Raw genomic sequence first — 17,195 nt, 5'->3', positions numbered from 1 at the left:
CCGAACAGAGTCCGAATGTCCCTTCCGGTTCAGTCTTCCAGTCGCACCGAAAACTCCGTCATCGATAATGGAGGATTCCGCAATAATGTTCCCGCAAATGTAAGCGCCTCCCGCTGACGGGCAGCTTTTTCGGTCGTGTCGGACAGATGGTCGAAATCAGCGACCTGGGCGTAGCCGATCGTGCGGCGGATGATCTCCGCTGCCGCGAAACCGGTCATGTCCTGAAAGATGCCGTTGAGATAATGTTCCCTTTCCGCGTGAAGCAATGACGGGAAAGCTGCGAACGTCCCTTCTGCAAGCAGATCGCCACGCAACGCGCATGTCTGCCAGAGTGACAGGAAGTGCGTGCTGAAGCCGGACCAGAAAACCTCCATCGCCTCAGCCAGATGGGTGCGTCGTTCATCGGATCTGGCCGCAGCGCGAGCGAGTACGAGGTTGGCGAGATAGAGGCCGCAGTCAAAGCCGATCGGCCCGTAAAGTGAAAATTCTCCGTCAATGACGCGGACCTGCTCGCCGCGCACCATGACCGAGCCGCTGTGCAGATCACCGTGCAGAAGAGCCTGAGGACAGGTCAGAAAACGCTGTTGCAGGCGTATCATGGCGCGCGCGATGGCTGGATCATTCTGAAGCGCCATGACGTCCTGATCCAGTTCGCTCAGCCAGTGATTACGGGGATGGACACAGAACGGATCCGACAGAACCAGATCGAACGTAATTCGCGTCAGTGTGGTGTTATGCGCGAACAACGCCATATCCGGCATGACGTCTTCCAGTCTTCCTGCCAGAAGAGAGGACGAAAATGCTATCCGGGTGACGAATTCCGCGATGATACGCGACGGACCTGTGGCGTCGGCATCTTCGCCGAGGGCTTGGCGAAGTGTCACGAAGTCGTCGAGACATTCCATGACGAGAACGAACATATCCGGGTCGAACAATAGAAATTCCGGCACATGTCCCGGCGCGAACCGCTCTGCCCGGCGCAGCCATTCCGCCTCAAACGCCGTGCGGTCCAGAGGCATTCGCCATTCGGGATCGACGCGCACATGCGGGAGGGACTGCTTGACGCACACCGAACCGTCCGGGCCGTGCACCAGAAAGACGAGGTTCAGGTTGCCATCACTGACTTCCCGGACGTTCCACTGCGCTGGTTTACCCCCCAGACGCACAGCCAGAGTCTCATACCCAGCCAGAAACAGCCGTACTCCTTCCGGTGTCAGAGTTTCGTAATGCCGCTTCATAAACCTGTGTTCCTGTCATCGCCCTGAAGACGGTGCGCCTGGGAATAATCTTACCGCTGATGGGCTCCTGAAGCAGAACCGATCACATGTTCCGGACGCCAGTGCGTCTCGAGCCATTGCCAGATGACCAGAGAAGGCAGACCCCACGCAATTTCGCGGAGCCTTTTGATCAGTGACAGAGCAATGGAGACGGTCGGAGGCAGTCCGAACAGACTCCCTACCAGAACATATCCCCCTTCCGACACGCCCAGTCCTCCCGGCACGGCAAAGGCCGCAGATTTAGCAATCTGACCGACGCTTTCGATAACATATCCCGTCGCAAGAGACCGGTCGTGTCCCATAAAATGCAGAATAATGCAGACCTCAGCCGCACCGATCGACCATCCCGCAAACTGGGCAGCACCAGCGGCCATCGTGCGCGAGGATGTTTTGTAGAGCGCCATGATCTCCTCATGCAGCCCCCGGATTCCGTCAACACCGCTCCATCCCAGATGTCCGGCGATTCTGACCAGAAGCTTTTCGACAATGGAAATTGCCCCGAACCACTGACTGCCAAAAATCGCAATTCCGATCAGGACGACGACGATACCGCTTTCAACAAGCTCATCCGTCGTCGCAGATCGTTTGACAAGACACAAAAGCACAGCCAGTCCGGCTACTGTAAACGCGACCTGTGTAAGCAATTCCACTGTCAGATCGCAGATCGTCGCGGCCGCAGCACGCCGCATACCAAGCCCCCGGTGTGCGAGAAGACGCGCCGATACCACCTCACCACCAACCTGCGCAACAGGAAGAAGATTATTCACGCCTTCACGGACACAGCGAAGAACATAATAGTCGTACAGATGCAGTACGGTACCATCCTGCCCCTCACTGCCGCCAATCACCCGCCAGGACAAAGCTGATAACAAAACCTGCAGACTATGGAAAAGGATCGCCAGAACGACTCCCCATCCACCGGCGGCAACCAGAGCCAGGATCGACCCTGCCCCAAACCGGGCCAGCATCCACACGGTCAGACCAATGCCAAGCCCGGATGCAAGGATGGTCAGTCGTTTCATGCCCTATCAGTCTCCTCACCAGCGATTATCACATCCGAATAATCAACGGTCCATCATGTTCAGCAATCTGGTGAGAGAATGAAACACACATGCTGCCGGAAATAATACCTCAGCCTTTAACCCTGCGAAGCAATGCAATGGACTCCACGCAGGCCGCAGCGGCTTCCCGCCCCTTATTATGAACATTTTCCCGGGACCGCTCGATCGCCTGAGACTCCGTGTAAGTGGTAAGAATACCAAAAGCGACCGGTGTTTCAGTAGCCAGAGAGGCCTGCATTATTCCGACAGTCGCCCCGAGACTGATAAACTCAAAATGGGCTGTATCACCTTTGATGACACAGCCCAGACAAATGACACCTTCATACCGGCCGCTACGGGCCAGTGTCTGAGCAAGCAGAGGCAGTTCAAACGCACCGGGGGCCGGAAAAAAGTCCTCCTCTGCGACACTGATCCCATGCTCCGAGAGCCATTCAGAAGCCCCGTGACGCAGGCCACCGGTAATATCCTCATTGAACCGGCTCACAACAAGCGCAAGCCGGGGAGATGGTATAAGATGCAGATCAGGAACAGAAGATGGTGAACGGGTGCTCATAGCGATCCTTCCGGAGAAATCGGTCTCCCGGTAGCCGGTGTTAAAACTTATTTTTACTTGCCTGCGCGAACAGATTCAGCCTTCAGCGAATGACCCATCCGCCGGCGCTTTGCATCCAGATACGCCCGATTAAAAGGATTGGGCGGAATATCCAGTCCGATCCGCTGACGTACATTAAAGCCTCGCTCTTCGAGCGCACGGACTTTTTCCGGATTATTCGTCATGAGATCCAGGGTACCGACACCGAGATCCCTCAGAATCGATGCTGCGGATGACCAGTCCCGGGCATCCGCCACAAACCCCAGCCGATGATTGGCATCAATCGTATCCAGCCCCTGATCCTGTAATGCATAGGCGCGAATCTTATTGCCCAGACCAATGCCCCGTCCCTCATGACCTCGCAGATATATCAGCACACCACTGTCGGCTTCGCTGATTTTCCGCAAAGCAGTCTGGAGTTGAGCCCCGCAGTCGCACCGTAATGATCCCAGCGCATCCCCGGTCAGACACTCCGAGTGGAGACGTACAAGAGGCACATTGTCAGATTCGGAAAGATTTCCCTTTACGAGAGCAACATGCTCGATGCCCTCTCCGTCCCGGAAAGCATGGATAATGAGATCATTGCCGCCAAACACCCCAGGCAGCGCGGCTTCCGCCACTTCGGCAGTCAACGCAGGTTGTGCGCCGTTTACTGCATCCAAAAGCACCGAGGGTAAAATCGCTGCAGAGTCGATTTCACCTGTTTCGACCGGACTTTTGCCGTGCTGACCGATCCAGTCACAAAGTTCGGCAATAGACACAATGGGCAGACCATGTTCGGCCCCAAAAACTTCGAGTTCGGGCCGACGGGCCATTGTGCCGTCTGCACTCATAATCTCACAGATCACGGCAGCCGGACGACATCCGGCCAGCAAGGCAAGATCAATTGATCCTTCAGTATGTCCGTTGCGCTCAAGCACGCCCCCAGGCGCCGCACGAAGCGGAAAAATATGCCCTGGTGACACCAGATCCGATGATTTTGCTTCAGGAGCAACAGCCGTAAGAACCGTCTGCGCCCGATCATACGCCGAAATACCCGTAGTAACGCCCTCAGTCGCCTCAATCGAAACCGTAAAAGCAGTTCCTCGTGGCGCCGTATTGACCCGCGTCATCATCGGCAGTTCCAGCTGGTCAACACGTTCCGGCGTGAGCGGAAGACACACCAGACCGCGACCATATGTCACCATGAAGTTCATTGCTGCCGGTGTCATGAATTCGGCAGCCATAACCAGATCGCCTTCGTTCTCGCGATCTTCGTCATCCACCATAATAACCATCCGGCCGGCCCGGATTGCCTCAACCGCACGCGCGAGCGATGCCGGCACCGCTCGTTTCACCGATACTGACATATGCTCTCCACATATTTTGCGATTACATCGACTTCGACATTCACGGGATCACCCGGCTCAAGAGTACCAAGCGTCGTATGATCCCAGGTATGCGGGATAATCATCACCGCAATCGTGAAACACTCACCTCCCGCCAGTCCGGCCACCGGAGAGCCAACTTCGTTAAGCGTCAGGCTGATTCCATCAAGCGTAACCGAACCTTTTTCAACCATGTAGCGTCGCAATGCAGCCGGAACCGAAAACACGACCTTCCGGGCGTCACCGACGAAATCAACCGAAACGAGTTTCGCAACGCCATCGACATGTCCCTGGACCATATGACCTGACAATCGCGTTGTCGGGGTTATTGCACGCTCCAGATTAACCGTTCCACCGGGCTGAAGACGGCCGAATGCTGTCCTGTCCAGAGATTCCGCACTGACGAAAAAACGGACACGCCCGGTGTCTCCAATATCAGTGGCAGTCAGACAGACGCCATTCACAGCAATACTTTCGCCGGGAATAACATCCGTCATACCTGTATCAATTTCGAGAATACACGAGGCATTTCCGGTCTCAACCGAAGCCACTTCACCCTGATTTTCAATAATTCCTGAAAACATATTGCTTCTCATACCTGCCCGACGACACAATTACTCACATATGCCTTTGACGGCGCTGAGGTCATTAGCCCGGGAAGAAGCCACATCGGCGTTACTTTATGCCGTCTCTCTACGCTCACGCACTCTGAGCCGTCTGGATTCACTTCGATACGCAACCAGTCATCCCATAACTTTCGCTCGGCAATTGCGGAGAGGAGAGATGGACCAGCTTCAACAAGCGCCCACATCGCTCCATTTTCCGCGAGAAGACGAGGAGCATCTTCCACCTTAGAGCACCACAAAACGTCAAAACGCTTATGGGCTCCGTCAAGCCAGTCTTTCGGAACGTTCCGGCTCCGACTGCAGATCAGTAACAGGCGGCGCCGCTCTGCATGATCCTCGATGTGCCTGACATCAAGTCGCGGCAAATCAGCCAGAATAGTGCCCGGAGCCGTCACAATCGCATCAGCGGAACGACGAAGCTGATGAGCAAGTTCAAGCGCGCCTGAAGACGTAAACGTTTTTTGTCCGGGAGGTGGAATCATAGATCCATTAGCGTCGACTGCCTGTTTAATCGTGAGCCACGCCTCGCCCAATACACTTCGTTTCTGAAACGGTGCGATCAGCCCGCAACATTCTTCAGCAATCAGCATCGCCTCTGGCCGGATCCCCGAAATCTCGCTTATCCAGCGTACTTCGCGTCCGGCGGAACGCAGCCGGGCGGCGCCTCCGCCAGCAACATCCGGATTAGGATCCGAACATCCTATCCAGACAGTTTTTACCGGTGTCGCCAGTAGGGCTTCACTGCACGGAGGAGTCCTTCCCGTGTGATTACAGGGCTCAAGCGTTACAACCGCTGTGTCGATAAGGTGCGTTAAACCGAGTGCTGCGCATTGCTTCAGCGCCAGAGCCTCAGCATGCAGCTTTCCCGCACGCTGATGTGCCCCGACCGATAAAACATTTCCCCGATTATCCAGCAGCGCGCAGCCGACAGGCGGATTTGGAGCTGTCGCGCCAACAAAGCGACATGCTTCAGCGAGCGCAGCCCTGAAGGCTTCCACGATAAAGTTGTAATAAGGGCTTTCCACCATGCTGATGCTCGCCAGTCCGACACAATACGACACGTCGATTCAGGGCGACACACAGGAAACATGCCAAAAATCCTTGTACAGGACTCCTGACAGTTCCAATGTTCTCTTTCATCCGGACTATACCGTCGGCTCCGGATTTTCACCGGATCAGCTAAATTCGTCAGCTAAGACGAACCGCTCGCGGGCTTTCGGACATGAATGACCGATTTACCGCCGGTGGGGAATCTCACCCCGCCCCGAGAACGCTGAGGAACTATGAAGGATAAAATCTGATAATTGCAAGTGCCTTACGTCTTACCTGATTTTGGATTTCGGAAATCGAAACTGACGAAAAGTCAGTCAGGCCTCAAAATCTGGTAACCCCGCATAAATCTGCACAAGATGCGGTCACTGAATATTTTGAAGTATCATTTAAAATTATATACAGATGCGAAAACGATGAAGTGATCCTCGAATTGTCTATGGTTATCGTCCCGGATATGCCTGAAAGTATCATCTTCATGAGAGCTTTTCATCAAGTCTGACTTATGATGTTTTTCCAAATGCCTTCACGTCAAACGAGATGGCTATTGATATAGCTCCTTATCGCTTCCACTCAAAAATGTAGAGAGTTAATGGGCCGGCCGACACCCAATAAAATCAGAAACCAGATACCACCAGTCAAATATTTTAATATGAATTTCTGTGTTACATAGAAATATTCACAATACTTTCCAGACTAATTTTTACCTGAAAAAATTGCATTACTTATTTTTCTGAATTATAAACAATATACTCAGAAAAACAGAAGCCCCCGTAAATCCAGAGCCTTCTGTTATTACTTCTTCATATTACTCAAACGGCCGGAATAATATCGGGCAGGCGGGATTCGAACCCACGACCCCCAGTCCCCCAGACTGATGCGCTACCAGGCTGCGCTACTGCCCGTCCGTTTGCGATACTGGCGTTTAGCAGGACTTTCAGGTGGAGACAACTATCTCACGGATATTCATATTCAAAATAAGACTGTCGCTTAATCTCAGATGCCAATTTGATTGCTGAACAAAATATCGCATTTCAGATTGCTACACACCTAATTTTTATGAACACAAAAACCTGAAGCAAGCTATAAAATTAAATATGAAGTCATCCAAAAATCATTCAGATTTAATCAAAAAAACTTTAAGAGTATGAAGCTCTGTCAGTACACCTAACAGACTTTGCCGAAGTCGTTTGTTATCTTCATAAATATATTGAGGCTCAGGCAGAGACACCAAACTATCGCTGATACCTGCTTCGAAAGCTTTATATTTATAACTTTGAAGCAAATGTGAAGATGCGCCGGCTTCGTCACATAATGTTCGCACATTCTCATTATCCGCACCCGAAACCGAGTCATCCGTGTCAATCGGGCTGCTTCCTTCCTCACGCAATACCCGCTGCACACCCTTTATGGTGTAGCCTTTTATATAAAGAAGGGTTGCGATGCGTCTTAGTAATTCCACGTCTGCAGGGCGATAATACCGGCGGCCGCCACCTCTTTTAAGCGGACGGACCTGCTCAAAACGCGCTTCCCAGAATCGAAGCACATGTTGCGGAACCTTCAGTTCGTCAGCGACCTCGCTGATCGTACGAAATGCCATTGGCCCTTTATTATTCCGAGCACCGGTATCATCGTCACTCCAAGTCTGAGGAACTGACACAGACTGACTGACAGCTTCAGTGTCCGGATTTTCCCTCATTCTCGAGCGCCATTGGCGCGCGCGCGCAAAATCTGACTCGGACGAAAGACAATAACAGATCGGGGAAGGATCGGAATTTCCATCCCCGTTTTGGGATTTCTGCCACTACGACGTCCTTTACGACGAAGCATAAATGTTCCGAATCCACTTATTTTAACCGAATCCCCACTCTCCAGGGCCCTGGCCATGGTTTCCAGAACAGTCTCCAAGAAAGCCACAGATTCAATCCGCGACAACCCCACCTGAGTGTAGATTTGTTCCGCCAGACCAGCGCGCGTGACAGTGCTCATACCTCTATCGTAACACGCTGATACGGCAGGTCAATTCGTTCCGTTTCTCACATATGTTCGTCAGGTATCGGCATCACTGAGACGGTCACAGACGCGCGAGAGCGGATCCCCATGTCAACCCACCACCAAGCGCTTCCATCAGAATTAAATCGCCCGATTTAATTCTGCCATCACGCACCGCCTCATCCAAGGCAAGAGGAATTGATGCCGCAGACGTATTCGCGTGGCGGTCTACCGTTACAACCACGCGCTCCATAGGAAGAGCAAGCTTTCGGGCAACACCTTCAATAATTCGAATATTTGCCTGATGAGGTACAAGCCAGGTCACATCGGCATAAGTCAGACCTGAATCTTCAAGAGCCTCGTCCATGGATGACGAGAGTTTGGAAACAGCGTGGCGAAACACATCGCGGCCGCTCATCTTCAGAAAACCCGAGTGTTCGGGCTGCCCCAGTGCACCGTCAACATAGAGCAGATCACCTGTCGCTCCATCCGCATGAAGATGCGTTGCTATCAGGCCCCGCTGGTCATTTGAATCATCACAGGCCTTCAGCACGACAGCTCCTGCCCCGTCTCCAAAGAGAACAGCCGTTCCCCGATCAGACCAGTCAAGAATTCGCGAGTAGACCTCACTGCCAATCACAATAATACACTTCGCCTGACCAGCACGAATAAATGCATCGGCGGTCGAAAGAGCGTAAATAAACCCCGAACATGCAGCGGCAATATCAAATCCAAATCCATTTTTAACATTCAGTTCATTCAACACACGAACTGCTGTCGCCGGGAATATCTGGTCAGGAGTCGATGTCGCCACAAGGACAGCGTCAACGTCTTCAGCCGGGATTTTAGCGAATTTGAGGGCGGCCCTGGCGGCTTCGGCCGCCATACTGACTGCCGTTTCGCCCTCACTGACTATATGCCTCTGACCGATTCCTGTTCGCTCACGAATCCACTGATCAGAAGTATCAAGTTTCTGCGCAAGCTCATCGTTCGACACAACACGTCGGGGAAGATAACTGCCAAAACCGGCAAGAACAGAACGTGTCGCCATAAATTTACCCTTTAGAAGGCCAGCCCCGAAGTCCGTGCCTTCAGCACCAGAACTAAACTCGACAAACGGGCATAAAGCAGAATTCACACAGTCAGGCGACCGTCTCACGCTCTGGTTCGGCATTGGAACGATTGGCGGTTAACGAGGCCATCGGCAGAAGGCGTGAGCGAATACCGTCATTAAAATCATGCGTAACCATATCCATTGCGACATCTACAGCCGATGCAAAACCTTCTGCATCAGTACCGCCATGAGATTTTACGACGACGCCATTCAGGCCCACAAATACGGCACCATTGTAACGTCTTGGATCCAGCCAGTCTTTCATACGCTCAAGTGCAGGACGAACCAGGAAATAGGCGACACGGCCCGGAAGACTGCTCGTGAAAACTTTGCGAAACAAGCCTGAGGCCATTTTCATAGCCCCTTCTCCCGTCTTCAGCGCAACATTTCCCGTGAATCCATCGGTCACCACAACATCGGTTGTTCCGGCGGTAATATCATGCCCCTCAACAAACCCATGAAACTGCGAGGCAAGCGGGCTTTCTCTGAGAATTTCCGCCGCCTGGCGAAGCTTCTCATCCCCCTTAAGCTCTTCAGCTCCCACGTTGAGAAGGCCGATCGTCGGCGCAGGCAGCCCTAGCACAGCCTTGGCAAAAGCTTCACCCATAACAGCGAATTCCACAAGATTGCGCCAGTCACAAGCGACATTAGCCCCCAGATCAAGCATGACCACGTCGCCCTTCATACTCGGGCTGATCGCAGCCATCGCCGGACGGGAAATGCCGGGCAGCGTCTTAACAACGATCTTCGCAAGTGCCAGCATCGCACCGCTGTTGCCTGCCGAAACGACTCCTGCCGCCTCGCCTGCGGCGACAGCATCCATCACTTTCCGCAACGAAGAATCTCGAACACGCAGGGCCGCCGTTGGCTTCATATCCATACTTATGGAAGACGCTGCATGCCGCACTTCGCAGATTGCAGCGGCTTTCGGATACCGCGCAAGCAATGGGATCAGACGACTTTCATCGCCAACAAGCAGGATTCGAGCACCCGGATGGCGATCAGCGGCGATAGCCAGACCGGAAACGACGACATCCGGCCCACCATCTCCGCCCATAGCATCGACAGCCAAAGCAAATGGCTCACTGTGCAGGCCCGACATTTCGTCGTGGCGATCAATCTCGCTCATGAATGGTTTCCGCCATCCTGATTCAGGCCGGCAGCCGCCACATCAAGGTTGAAGTTATTCAAACCGACGGGCCGACTCAGGCGCGGACAGCGACTTTCAGAGCCTTACCAGCAGCAATAACCTCACGCCCATCGTAATGCCCGCAATGGCTGCATACATGATGCGGGCGCTTCAGTTCACCGCAATTACCGCATTCGGCATAGGATTCAACACGCAACGCCTCATGACTGCGACGCATACCCCGGCGAGAAGGCGAGGTTTTTCTTTTAGGTACTGCCATGGGTCCAAGCCCCTCCGAAAAGACGACATGCCCGATCAGCCCACCAGCGAGCACCGGACAAAAACTGTAATTGAGCGGGGGCCTCTACCAGACCCACTGTGTTTACGCAAGCCAGAGCACGTCGACATGTCTCCTTGAGGACGAAAACGGAAGACTATCTTTTTTTGCGCTTTATCTGTGCAAGATCAGCAAACGGCCTGCGTACAGCCTGGTCGTGTGATACCGCCCCCTCTCCGGATGATAAATCGTCATCCGTCATCACTCCAACCGGACGGTCTGCCCCCGGCCTGTGTGGGTAGGGATCCATTATCAGCGACAACTGCTCAACCGCTGCCTCACCAAGATCGATACTATCCCCTTCATAAGGAATCTCGTCCATCGAATCGATCTCACCGCCCTCATCTTCACGGAACTCGCTTTCCGGAACAAAACGCACGACAAAGCGCTCTGCAATAACGTCTTCAAAAACGTCCAAACTTAGAACACATATCTGACTAAGCCGTGCGGTCAGAGCAGCCTCCGCCAGCACCGTATCACGTGCTTCGGCAGTCAATCTGTAACGACAGGAAAGTCCTGCAACTGATGGAAGGCCCAGTCTTTTTGCTACGAGATTACATTCTGCGTCAGTTGCTTCGATCATCACTTCGCGCGGCGCCTTGGATCTGGCGCCCCGAAGCGACCTCAACAGGATCGGACGGGAAAATTCAGGAGACCGGGCATCTGTCACAACATCTCTCTTTCAAGGCTGTCAGCCTGACAACAGATCACCTGCCCCGTTTAATGCAATTACGACGCTGAACCAATTGACAGAACGCATTGTATGAGGCACCGGACACAAATGCCTTAAACTATCAAGCGGCATATGTCTGAATAAGGATAGCAGATCAGCCTGATGTCAAATCGCGATATTCCCATTCGGACCTTGGCCACACCGGCAGCCAGATATCGTAGTGTAGCGACTTCGCTGGCTCTTCTTGGTGGAGTCGTTTTAATGTCTGGCTGCTCAGTCTTTCAGTCCACCCCAATGCCGCGGGGCTCCCTGATCGAAGCTGATGATTATAAACAGCTGAAACCCGGCAGCAGTAATCGTGCTGATGCACTGGATCTGCTCGGTTCGCCTACGGCGAGGGCGACATTTGACGACAATACATGGATCTACATCTCTATGATGACGGTTCCCCAGCCTGCGAATTTCCCGAAAATCACGAAACAGCAGATCGTGGTTCTGAATTTCGACCCGGCAGGGAAACTACGTACTGTCCGCACCCTGAATCTTAAAGACGCCAAACACCCTGGAATGATACAGGATACAACACCGACACCTGGAACAAAAATTAATGTTATTCAGGAAATCCTCGGAAATGTTGGTCGATATAATCCTATGTCGGGTATGATGGGCGGCAGTTCCTTTGGTGGAGGCGGAGCGACAGGTCCTATGGGTAGTAATAGTGGCCCAGGTCACGCTGGCGCGGGTAATACGCTGCCCTGATTATCGGTTTTATCTGATCTGAATCGTAGACAAACCTCTTATCAGCTTGCAATATTTTCTGGATTGCATTTTCAGTTAGTTCTGTTTGACGTGAGTACGTCGTATATTAAATTCATAGTTCTATCGTGGCAGAATAATTTTTACAGCTAATCCTCCCATTCTGCTAGTCGCAAGCCTGACGTCACCACCATGGGCCCGCACAATATCGCGAACAATGGTCAGACCGAGCCCGGTCCCTCCCTGCGCACCACTCGTGAACGCTCTGAATACATCTTCGCGTCTGGCTGCCGGAATGCCAGGTCCATCGTCGTCAACTTCGATAATGACCGTCTCTCCCTCCGCGTAACCTGAGAGCCATACACCCGCATTATGCCGGCGAACATTTTCAACCAGATTTGTCAGCATGCGTCGCATCGCATCAGGTCGCGCTTCCAGACGAAGACCAGAATCACAATTTACAGACCGGACTATCGTCCCGGCACGAGAAGCTGAAGCAGCGACATCCTCAAGTAGCGCTCCGACATCAAGCATAACCGGCACCTCCGCGCCTTCTCCTCTGGCAAATGACAGATAGCCCTCGATCATACGCTCCATTTCAGCCACATCTGCAATCATGTCATTAAAGTCTTCACTCAGAAGTCGGGCATCAACGACTCCTGACCGGGGAAGCATCGCCAGGGAAAGTCGTAGTCTTGTAAGAGGCGTTCGCAGATCATGTGATACGCCTGCGAGAACTGCTGTACGTTGCGATACAAACCTGAAAATCCGGTTTTGCATACGATTGAATGCTACAGCTGCCTGCCTGACTTCGCGTGCTCCCTCAGGTTTGATTGGCCCTATATCTCGTCCAAGCCCAAATTGCTCCGCCGCATTGGCCAGCCGACGAATTGCCCGGACCTGATTGCGCATAAAAATTGCCGCAATAACAAAGAGAAGCAATGAACTTCCAAGCGCCCACAATACGAACAGCCATAACTGCCCGACATCAAGCCGCTTTCTCGGTGTATCAACACTCAGAACGCCATCCGGAAGTTGAATCGAAATAAAAACTGTATGCGGGTCTTTCAGCCAGTCGATAAAAAATGGATAAGCAATTGCACTCTGAAGTTCATGGACAAGATCTTCATCCATCGGACCGACAACATGGGTAGAGCCAGTTGTTGCCAAATGATCCCCCGGATGCCAGTCCATCACGAGCTGTGTCCGGATACGCGCCTGCCTGATCAGCCAGAAACGATCGCCGTGCCCATGATACCGCTCAAGCAAATCAAGAGAAAATGCGATCTCGGATGCGATACCTTCGGAAAGACGGCGAGACATCACACGCAGATAATTCCCGTAGAACAGTTCGAGCGCGATGCCCTGCGTTACCAGCATCGGGATGAGAACAATAAGAAGAGAACGTACCAGAAAAGACCGGGGCAGAACCCGGCGCATTGAGCGATCAAACCGCTCATCACTCCAGAACTGCCACCATCGTTTCATCAGACTGTCCGTTCTGACAGCAATAAAACCCACACTCTAGACGCCCGGCTTCAGCACGTAGCCCTTACCTCGAATTGTATGCAGATAGCGAGGTTCACGCGGATCCGGTTCAATCCGGCGCCTTAATCGTGTCACCTGCACGTCAACAGCCCGCTCTCCAATCTCTGTCATATCCAGTTCCTCCGCAATTTCCTCACGGGACAGAACTTCGTTGGGACGTCGCGATAAGGCTGCCAGCAAAGCTGATTCGCCGCCGGTCAGATGCACCGTGCCGTTTTCACCCGCGAGAAGGCCCCGTGCCGGATCAAATTCCAGCAATCCAAGTCTCACGACGCGCAAATTTTCCGAAGGTACCGCCGGGGTGAGACGACGCAGATGCGCCTTCAGACGTAACAGTAACTCTCGTGGCTCGAACGGCTTCCCCAGATAATCGTCCGCGCCGGCCTCCAGGCCGGTAATCCGGTCTTCCGCTTCTCCGCGTGCCGTCAGAAGAAGAATCGGGATATCCAGCCCCTGCCCACGCAAAGCCCGTGTAAGCTGAAGTCCATCCTCCCCTGGCATCGTGACATCCAGAACTACGGCGTCAGGCAACATGAATCCAAGTGCCTGTCGTGCCTCCGCCGCCGAAGCAGCCGCAGTTACGCGAAAACCATTTTCTACCAGGTAGCGACGCAACAGGCGGCGTAAACGAACGTCGTCGTCTACTACAAGAATATGGGCATCACTGATACCATCGTCACGCATGTCGGGCATCACATCCCGACCAGAAACCATAGGATCTATATTCTCACCGACCATCTCGCGTCTTCCCCTTTATCGGATCCACCTGCCTGAAGTCACTGGCAAGAAAGATCCGACTCTCCTCCGACAGCATTCCGCGCAAAACCTGCCGAAAACCAGTTACGGCATTTCCTCCGGCCTCCCGATAGGCAGAAACGAGCCGCTCCCGCTGGGCTGCAAAGAGACGAGCCTCAGATGCGCGCCCTACCTCTGTCAATCTGAGAAAACGCTGACGTCGATCCTGACGCCCCGGCAGCGAAGTAACCAGTTGTTTTTCCTGCAGTTCTGCAAGTGTCCGGGCAAGGCTTTGCTTTGTAACGCCGAGCACATCCTGAAGCGCACCCACGGTGAGTCCCGGATGCAGCGCCAGAATCTGAAGTGCTCTGCAATGGGCATTACCCAGCCCGAGTTCGTCAAGAACAGGTGCGAGCACGCGCCCCAGGTCACGCCAGACAAGAAGCATGAGTTCCTGAGCGAGACGGATTTGCTGCTCGCGTAAAAAGAGAACACCGTCTCCGGCAGCTTCTTCACATCCGCCTTGATGCGGCCAGAATTCACTCACGCTGCATACATTTTCTGACGAGAAGAAAGTTCCTTCTTCAGATTGCCAATACAGCGTGTCCGGATCAGGCCTGAATCTACAATTCTTTCGACTGTCACGCTGCTGGAATTGCCCAGCCAGCTTAGAAATGCCGGTATATATATCCCGGCGAGACTAACACGCCGGGTCATCCACATAATACCTTGTGCCTCGCCATTATCTGCAGCAGCCCAGATCATATTAAGGCTGCGCGCCATGACTCTTCCGAAAGTACCGGCAGCGCCAGAAGATAGCAGATATCCCACTGCCCTTCGTTCTGCCTCCTTATAAGGCTTCAGCACTTCAAAACGAATGAGTATAGCATTTCGCACGCGTTTACTGACTCGCCTTTCTTCATTATGTACTTCTTTCATACGACGCAGCACTTCGCGATCAATGAGATCACTCCAAGCTTCAACGAGTTCGGACTGACCTCCGGGGAAGAGCAGATCAACATTCTGTCCACCTACCTCGCGAAGAGCTGATAATGTCCAGCCTGTCTTTCCGGCGATCGCAGCAAGGGAGTGCAATGCGGCATCCCGTTCAGGGCTTGTTACAACGATATCCGGCGTCATAGCCAGCGTGAACCAGACTGAGGCTTCAGCTATAAGTTGCCTGGGACTCATAATGAATTTCACAGCGTTACCTCCAACCCCGTCAGGCTAAAATGCATCACTCCACCCAATTCTACGAAATATTTATGAAATCCATCGGTAATTCACAAAACTATTCCGCATTTACATTTGGATTCCTTATGGTTTACCGATAAATATCAAATCTCCTTTTCGGTCACAAAATCTATCTGCCCCGTGCGGTACTGATTGTAGGATTGATCAAAGTATAATTAAGTATCTTGGGCATGACCCGACTGTGGCTGACAGAGTCTCGAAGATAATTAGGTAAAATTCTTTTTAAAACATACATCTGCGACTCGGTCAGCCCAATGCTGCTCACATCATCGACAAGCATATGTATGAGCGTCTATCTCTCCGACGCTTTCAATGGAATCTGCCTTCGCAAGCAGAGCCCGGATGACCTGGCCCCGACAATCGTCTTCCGGCAATCTTCAGCAGAAACGTTAACGACCTCCTTTTCTGCGATACAGCGCATATCGGCTTATTCTGCTAACCTTAGAACATCCGCAGATTCGAATTGTCTTCCCTTTGTAATCCGTGCTAAGCACCCGCCACTTCGATTGCGTGATCCCGATAACGGACACCATGCATCTTCAGTCAGATATGAATCCGGATGACAGACGTCAGCAGATTCTTATGGGAGAAAACTAACCAGTGCAGGTTCTCGTTCGCGACAATAATGTCGACCAGGCTCTTAAGGCGCTCAAGAAAAAAATGCAGCGTGAAGGATTGTTTCGTGAAATGAAACTTCGTCGCCACTATGAGAAGCCTTCGGAGCGCCGTGCCCGTGAGGCTGCAGAAGCTGTGCGTCGTGCCCGAAAAATGGAACGTAAACGTCTTGAACGTGAAGGCTTCTGATTAGAAATTATATTCCTAAAATACTCTAACGAAAAATTTTACTCAGGCATGTCATCAGTTAGCACCGGATGCTAACGAGGCTTGTAATCCCGTTTGATCTGTGATGCGTTTTTCCCTGTTTTTCGGGGAAAGATGTGAATGCGTCGGTATTGTCTGAGCGACAGTCAGCGGGAGCGGATAAAGGCTTTTTTGCCGGGTCGTGAAGGCTATGTCGGCGGCCCAGCCGCAGATAACCGTATGTTTGTGGAAGCTGTGCTGTATCGTTATCGCGCAGGCATTCTTTGGCATGACCTGTCTGTCTGCTTTGGTGACTGGAAGAACGTCCACCGGTGATTGCGTCGCTGGTGCAAAGGCGGCGTGATCGAACGGATTTTCCGGCATCTGGCCACCGGTCATGACAACGAACACATGATGATAGACAGCACGATTGTCCCTACTCACCAGCATAGTGCAGGAGCCCGTAAAAAAGGGGCACGGATCAGGCCATCGGACGGTCCCGGGGCGGGATCCACGCTATCGTTGATGCCGCGGGAAAGGCCGAGGCGCTTTCCCGACACCCGGGACAAAGGGCCGACATTACTGAAGCAGAGCCATTGCTCGATGAAGTCGATCCCGAGACCTTCATCGCCGACAAGGCTTATGACGCCGATCTGTTCATCGAAAAGCTTAGGGAACGACAGACTACACCGGTTATTCCATCAAGAAAAAACCGCTGTAATCCACGGGAAATCAGCTTCTAACTTTACAAAAAGAGAAACGAAATCGAACGGCTCTTCGCCAGCGAGCGCGCCTCCAATCTGTAAGCATGCACCAGTCGCATGATAGCCGGCAGCGGCGCATAATTGTTCTTTCCATCGCCCCGCATTCAAGGGCAATCAAT

17 protein-coding genes, 1 tRNA gene, 2 pseudogenes and 1 riboswitch are annotated in these 17,195 nt (G+C 52.7%); of the genes and pseudogenes, 3 read left to right on the top strand and 17 right to left on the bottom strand.

Annotated elements, in window-relative coordinates:
* Positions 1-29: 29 nt before the first annotated feature.
* The 13 genes and pseudogenes from mtnK to GOB93_RS00900 all read right to left on the bottom strand — a co-directional run bounded on the left by mtnK (position 30) and on the right by GOB93_RS00900 (position 11,128).
* On the bottom strand, positions 30-1,238 hold the full coding sequence (mtnK, locus tag GOB93_RS00960) for an S-methyl-5-thioribose kinase (protein ID WP_173581652.1): 1,209 nt from the start codon (positions 1,236-1,238) through the stop codon (positions 30-32).
* Between the two features lie 50 nt (positions 1,239-1,288).
* Entirely contained in the window at positions 1,289-2,299 is a 1,011-nt protein-coding gene (locus GOB93_RS00955; protein ID WP_173581651.1) for a flippase-like domain-containing protein, read from the bottom strand.
* A gap of 109 nt (positions 2,300-2,408) precedes the next feature.
* Positions 2,409-2,891, bottom strand: coding sequence for a 6,7-dimethyl-8-ribityllumazine synthase (gene ribH / locus GOB93_RS00950; RefSeq protein WP_173581650.1), 483 nt, complete (start codon positions 2,889-2,891; stop codon positions 2,409-2,411).
* 53 nt (positions 2,892-2,944) lie between these two features.
* Positions 2,945-4,279 (bottom strand): 3,4-dihydroxy-2-butanone-4-phosphate synthase, encoded by a 1,335-nt coding sequence (gene ribB / locus GOB93_RS00945; RefSeq protein WP_173581649.1) that lies wholly within the window; start codon positions 4,277-4,279, stop codon positions 2,945-2,947.
* Positions 4,264-4,881, bottom strand: a complete 618-nt coding sequence (locus GOB93_RS00940; RefSeq protein ID WP_173581648.1) for a riboflavin synthase — start codon at positions 4,879-4,881, stop codon at positions 4,264-4,266. The genes ribB and GOB93_RS00940 overlap by 16 nt, the downstream gene beginning before the upstream one ends.
* Before the next feature lie 8 nt (positions 4,882-4,889).
* Positions 4,890-5,951, bottom strand: coding sequence for a bifunctional diaminohydroxyphosphoribosylaminopyrimidine deaminase/5-amino-6-(5-phosphoribosylamino)uracil reductase RibD (ribD, locus tag GOB93_RS00935; protein ID WP_173581738.1), 1,062 nt, complete (start codon positions 5,949-5,951; stop codon positions 4,890-4,892).
* 96 nt (positions 5,952-6,047) lie between these two features.
* Positions 6,048-6,199, bottom strand: a riboswitch (FMN riboswitch).
* A 605-nt stretch (positions 6,200-6,804) separates the two neighbouring features.
* Positions 6,805-6,878 (bottom strand) — tRNA-Pro (locus tag GOB93_RS00930).
* A 452-nt stretch (positions 6,879-7,330) separates the two neighbouring features.
* Positions 7,331-7,588, bottom strand: a pseudogene (locus tag GOB93_RS22095) (MerR family transcriptional regulator); the annotation flags it as partial.
* A gap of 80 nt (positions 7,589-7,668) precedes the next feature.
* Positions 7,669-7,962: an integration host factor subunit alpha gene (locus tag GOB93_RS00920; protein WP_173581647.1), complete on the bottom strand. Its 294-nt coding sequence runs from the start codon at positions 7,960-7,962 to the stop codon at positions 7,669-7,671.
* Positions 7,963-8,047: 85 nt separating this feature from the next.
* Positions 8,048-9,016 carry a beta-ketoacyl-ACP synthase III gene (locus GOB93_RS00915; protein WP_173581646.1) on the bottom strand — a complete coding sequence of 323 codons (969 nt, stop codon included), beginning with the start codon at positions 9,014-9,016 and terminating at the stop codon, positions 8,048-8,050.
* A gap of 91 nt (positions 9,017-9,107) precedes the next feature.
* A complete protein-coding gene (gene plsX / locus GOB93_RS00910) occupies positions 9,108-10,208 on the bottom strand; it encodes a phosphate acyltransferase PlsX (protein WP_173581645.1) in 1,101 nt (366 codons plus the stop codon).
* 76 nt (positions 10,209-10,284) lie between these two features.
* Complete coding sequence (gene rpmF, locus GOB93_RS00905) at positions 10,285-10,488, bottom strand: 50S ribosomal protein L32 (protein WP_173578615.1); 204 nt, start codon at positions 10,486-10,488, stop codon at positions 10,285-10,287.
* Positions 10,489-10,642: 154 nt separating this feature from the next.
* On the bottom strand, positions 10,643-11,128 hold the full coding sequence (locus GOB93_RS00900; protein WP_173581644.1) for a YceD family protein: 486 nt from the start codon (positions 11,126-11,128) through the stop codon (positions 10,643-10,645).
* A gap of 252 nt (positions 11,129-11,380) precedes the next feature.
* Between GOB93_RS00900 and GOB93_RS00895 the strand changes: the two genes are divergently transcribed.
* Positions 11,381-11,977: an outer membrane protein assembly factor BamE gene (locus GOB93_RS00895; protein ID WP_173581643.1), complete on the top strand. Its 597-nt coding sequence runs from the start codon at positions 11,381-11,383 to the stop codon at positions 11,975-11,977.
* A 120-nt stretch (positions 11,978-12,097) separates the two neighbouring features.
* Here GOB93_RS00895 and GOB93_RS00890 read toward each other — a convergent pair whose 3' ends face one another.
* Genes GOB93_RS00890 through GOB93_RS22090 form a run of 4 tightly spaced genes read right to left on the bottom strand, consistent with a single transcriptional unit; the run spans position 12,098 to position 15,460 of the window.
* Positions 12,098-13,462, bottom strand: a complete 1,365-nt coding sequence (locus tag GOB93_RS00890) for an ATP-binding protein (protein WP_173581642.1) — start codon at positions 13,460-13,462, stop codon at positions 12,098-12,100.
* A 36-nt stretch (positions 13,463-13,498) separates the two neighbouring features.
* Complete coding sequence (locus GOB93_RS00885) at positions 13,499-14,215, bottom strand: response regulator (protein ID WP_173581737.1); 717 nt, start codon at positions 14,213-14,215, stop codon at positions 13,499-13,501.
* A gap of 34 nt (positions 14,216-14,249) precedes the next feature.
* Positions 14,250-14,804 carry a MarR family winged helix-turn-helix transcriptional regulator gene (locus GOB93_RS00880; RefSeq protein ID WP_338422254.1) on the bottom strand — a complete coding sequence of 185 codons (555 nt, stop codon included), beginning with the start codon at positions 14,802-14,804 and terminating at the stop codon, positions 14,250-14,252.
* On the bottom strand, positions 14,801-15,460 hold the full coding sequence (locus GOB93_RS22090; protein WP_173581641.1) for a hypothetical protein: 660 nt from the start codon (positions 15,458-15,460) through the stop codon (positions 14,801-14,803). Before GOB93_RS22090 ends, GOB93_RS00880 begins: the two co-directional genes overlap by 4 nt.
* 651 nt (positions 15,461-16,111) lie before the next feature.
* Here GOB93_RS22090 and rpsU point away from each other — a divergent pair.
* Both rpsU and GOB93_RS21330 read left to right on the top strand, forming a co-directional pair.
* A complete protein-coding gene (gene rpsU, locus GOB93_RS00870; RefSeq protein WP_146887076.1) occupies positions 16,112-16,315 on the top strand; it encodes a 30S ribosomal protein S21 in 204 nt (67 codons plus the stop codon).
* A gap of 138 nt (positions 16,316-16,453) precedes the next feature.
* Positions 16,454-17,052 (top strand): annotated as a pseudogene (locus tag GOB93_RS21330) (IS5 family transposase); the annotation flags it as partial.
* Between the last annotated feature and the right edge of the window lie 143 nt (positions 17,053-17,195).

It is taken from the genome of Acetobacter musti, from assembly GCF_011516835.1.
Taxonomy (GTDB): Bacteria; Pseudomonadota; Alphaproteobacteria; order Acetobacterales; family Acetobacteraceae; genus Acetobacter; species Acetobacter musti.
Note: the sequence above shows the minus strand (reverse complement) of the source record. Positions and strands in the feature narration are given on the sequence as shown.

Bases quoted from the DNA above. Each gene is read 5' to 3' on its own strand.
- mtnK (WP_173581652.1), bottom strand. From the start codon at position 1,238: ATGAAGCGGCATTACGAAACTCTGACACCGGAAGGAGTACGGCTGTTT.
- GOB93_RS00955 (WP_173581651.1), bottom strand. From the start codon at position 2,299: ATGAAACGACTGACCATCCTTGCATCCGGGCTTGGCATTGGTCTGACC.
- ribH (WP_173581650.1), bottom strand. From the start codon at position 2,891: ATGAGCACCCGTTCACCATCTTCTGTTCCTGATCTGCATCTTATACCA.
- ribB (WP_173581649.1), bottom strand. From the start codon at position 4,279: ATGTCAGTATCGGTGAAACGAGCGGTGCCGGCATCGCTCGCGCGTGCG.
- GOB93_RS00940 (WP_173581648.1), bottom strand. From the start codon at position 4,881: ATGTTTTCAGGAATTATTGAAAATCAGGGTGAAGTGGCTTCGGTTGAG.
- ribD (WP_173581738.1), bottom strand. From the start codon at position 5,951: ATGGTGGAAAGCCCTTATTACAACTTTATCGTGGAAGCCTTCAGGGCT.
- GOB93_RS00920 (WP_173581647.1), bottom strand. From the start codon at position 7,962: ATGAGCACTGTCACGCGCGCTGGTCTGGCGGAACAAATCTACACTCAG.
- GOB93_RS00915 (WP_173581646.1), bottom strand. From the start codon at position 9,016: ATGGCGACACGTTCTGTTCTTGCCGGTTTTGGCAGTTATCTTCCCCGA.
- plsX (WP_173581645.1), bottom strand. From the start codon at position 10,208: ATGAGCGAGATTGATCGCCACGACGAAATGTCGGGCCTGCACAGTGAG.
- rpmF (WP_173578615.1), bottom strand. From the start codon at position 10,488: ATGGCAGTACCTAAAAGAAAAACCTCGCCTTCTCGCCGGGGTATGCGT.
- GOB93_RS00900 (WP_173581644.1), bottom strand. From the start codon at position 11,128: ATGATCGAAGCAACTGACGCAGAATGTAATCTCGTAGCAAAAAGACTG.
- GOB93_RS00895 (WP_173581643.1), top strand. From the start codon at position 11,381: ATGTCAAATCGCGATATTCCCATTCGGACCTTGGCCACACCGGCAGCC.
- GOB93_RS00890 (WP_173581642.1), bottom strand. From the start codon at position 13,462: ATGAAACGATGGTGGCAGTTCTGGAGTGATGAGCGGTTTGATCGCTCA.
- GOB93_RS00885 (WP_173581737.1), bottom strand. From the start codon at position 14,215: ATGCCCGACATGCGTGACGATGGTATCAGTGATGCCCATATTCTTGTA.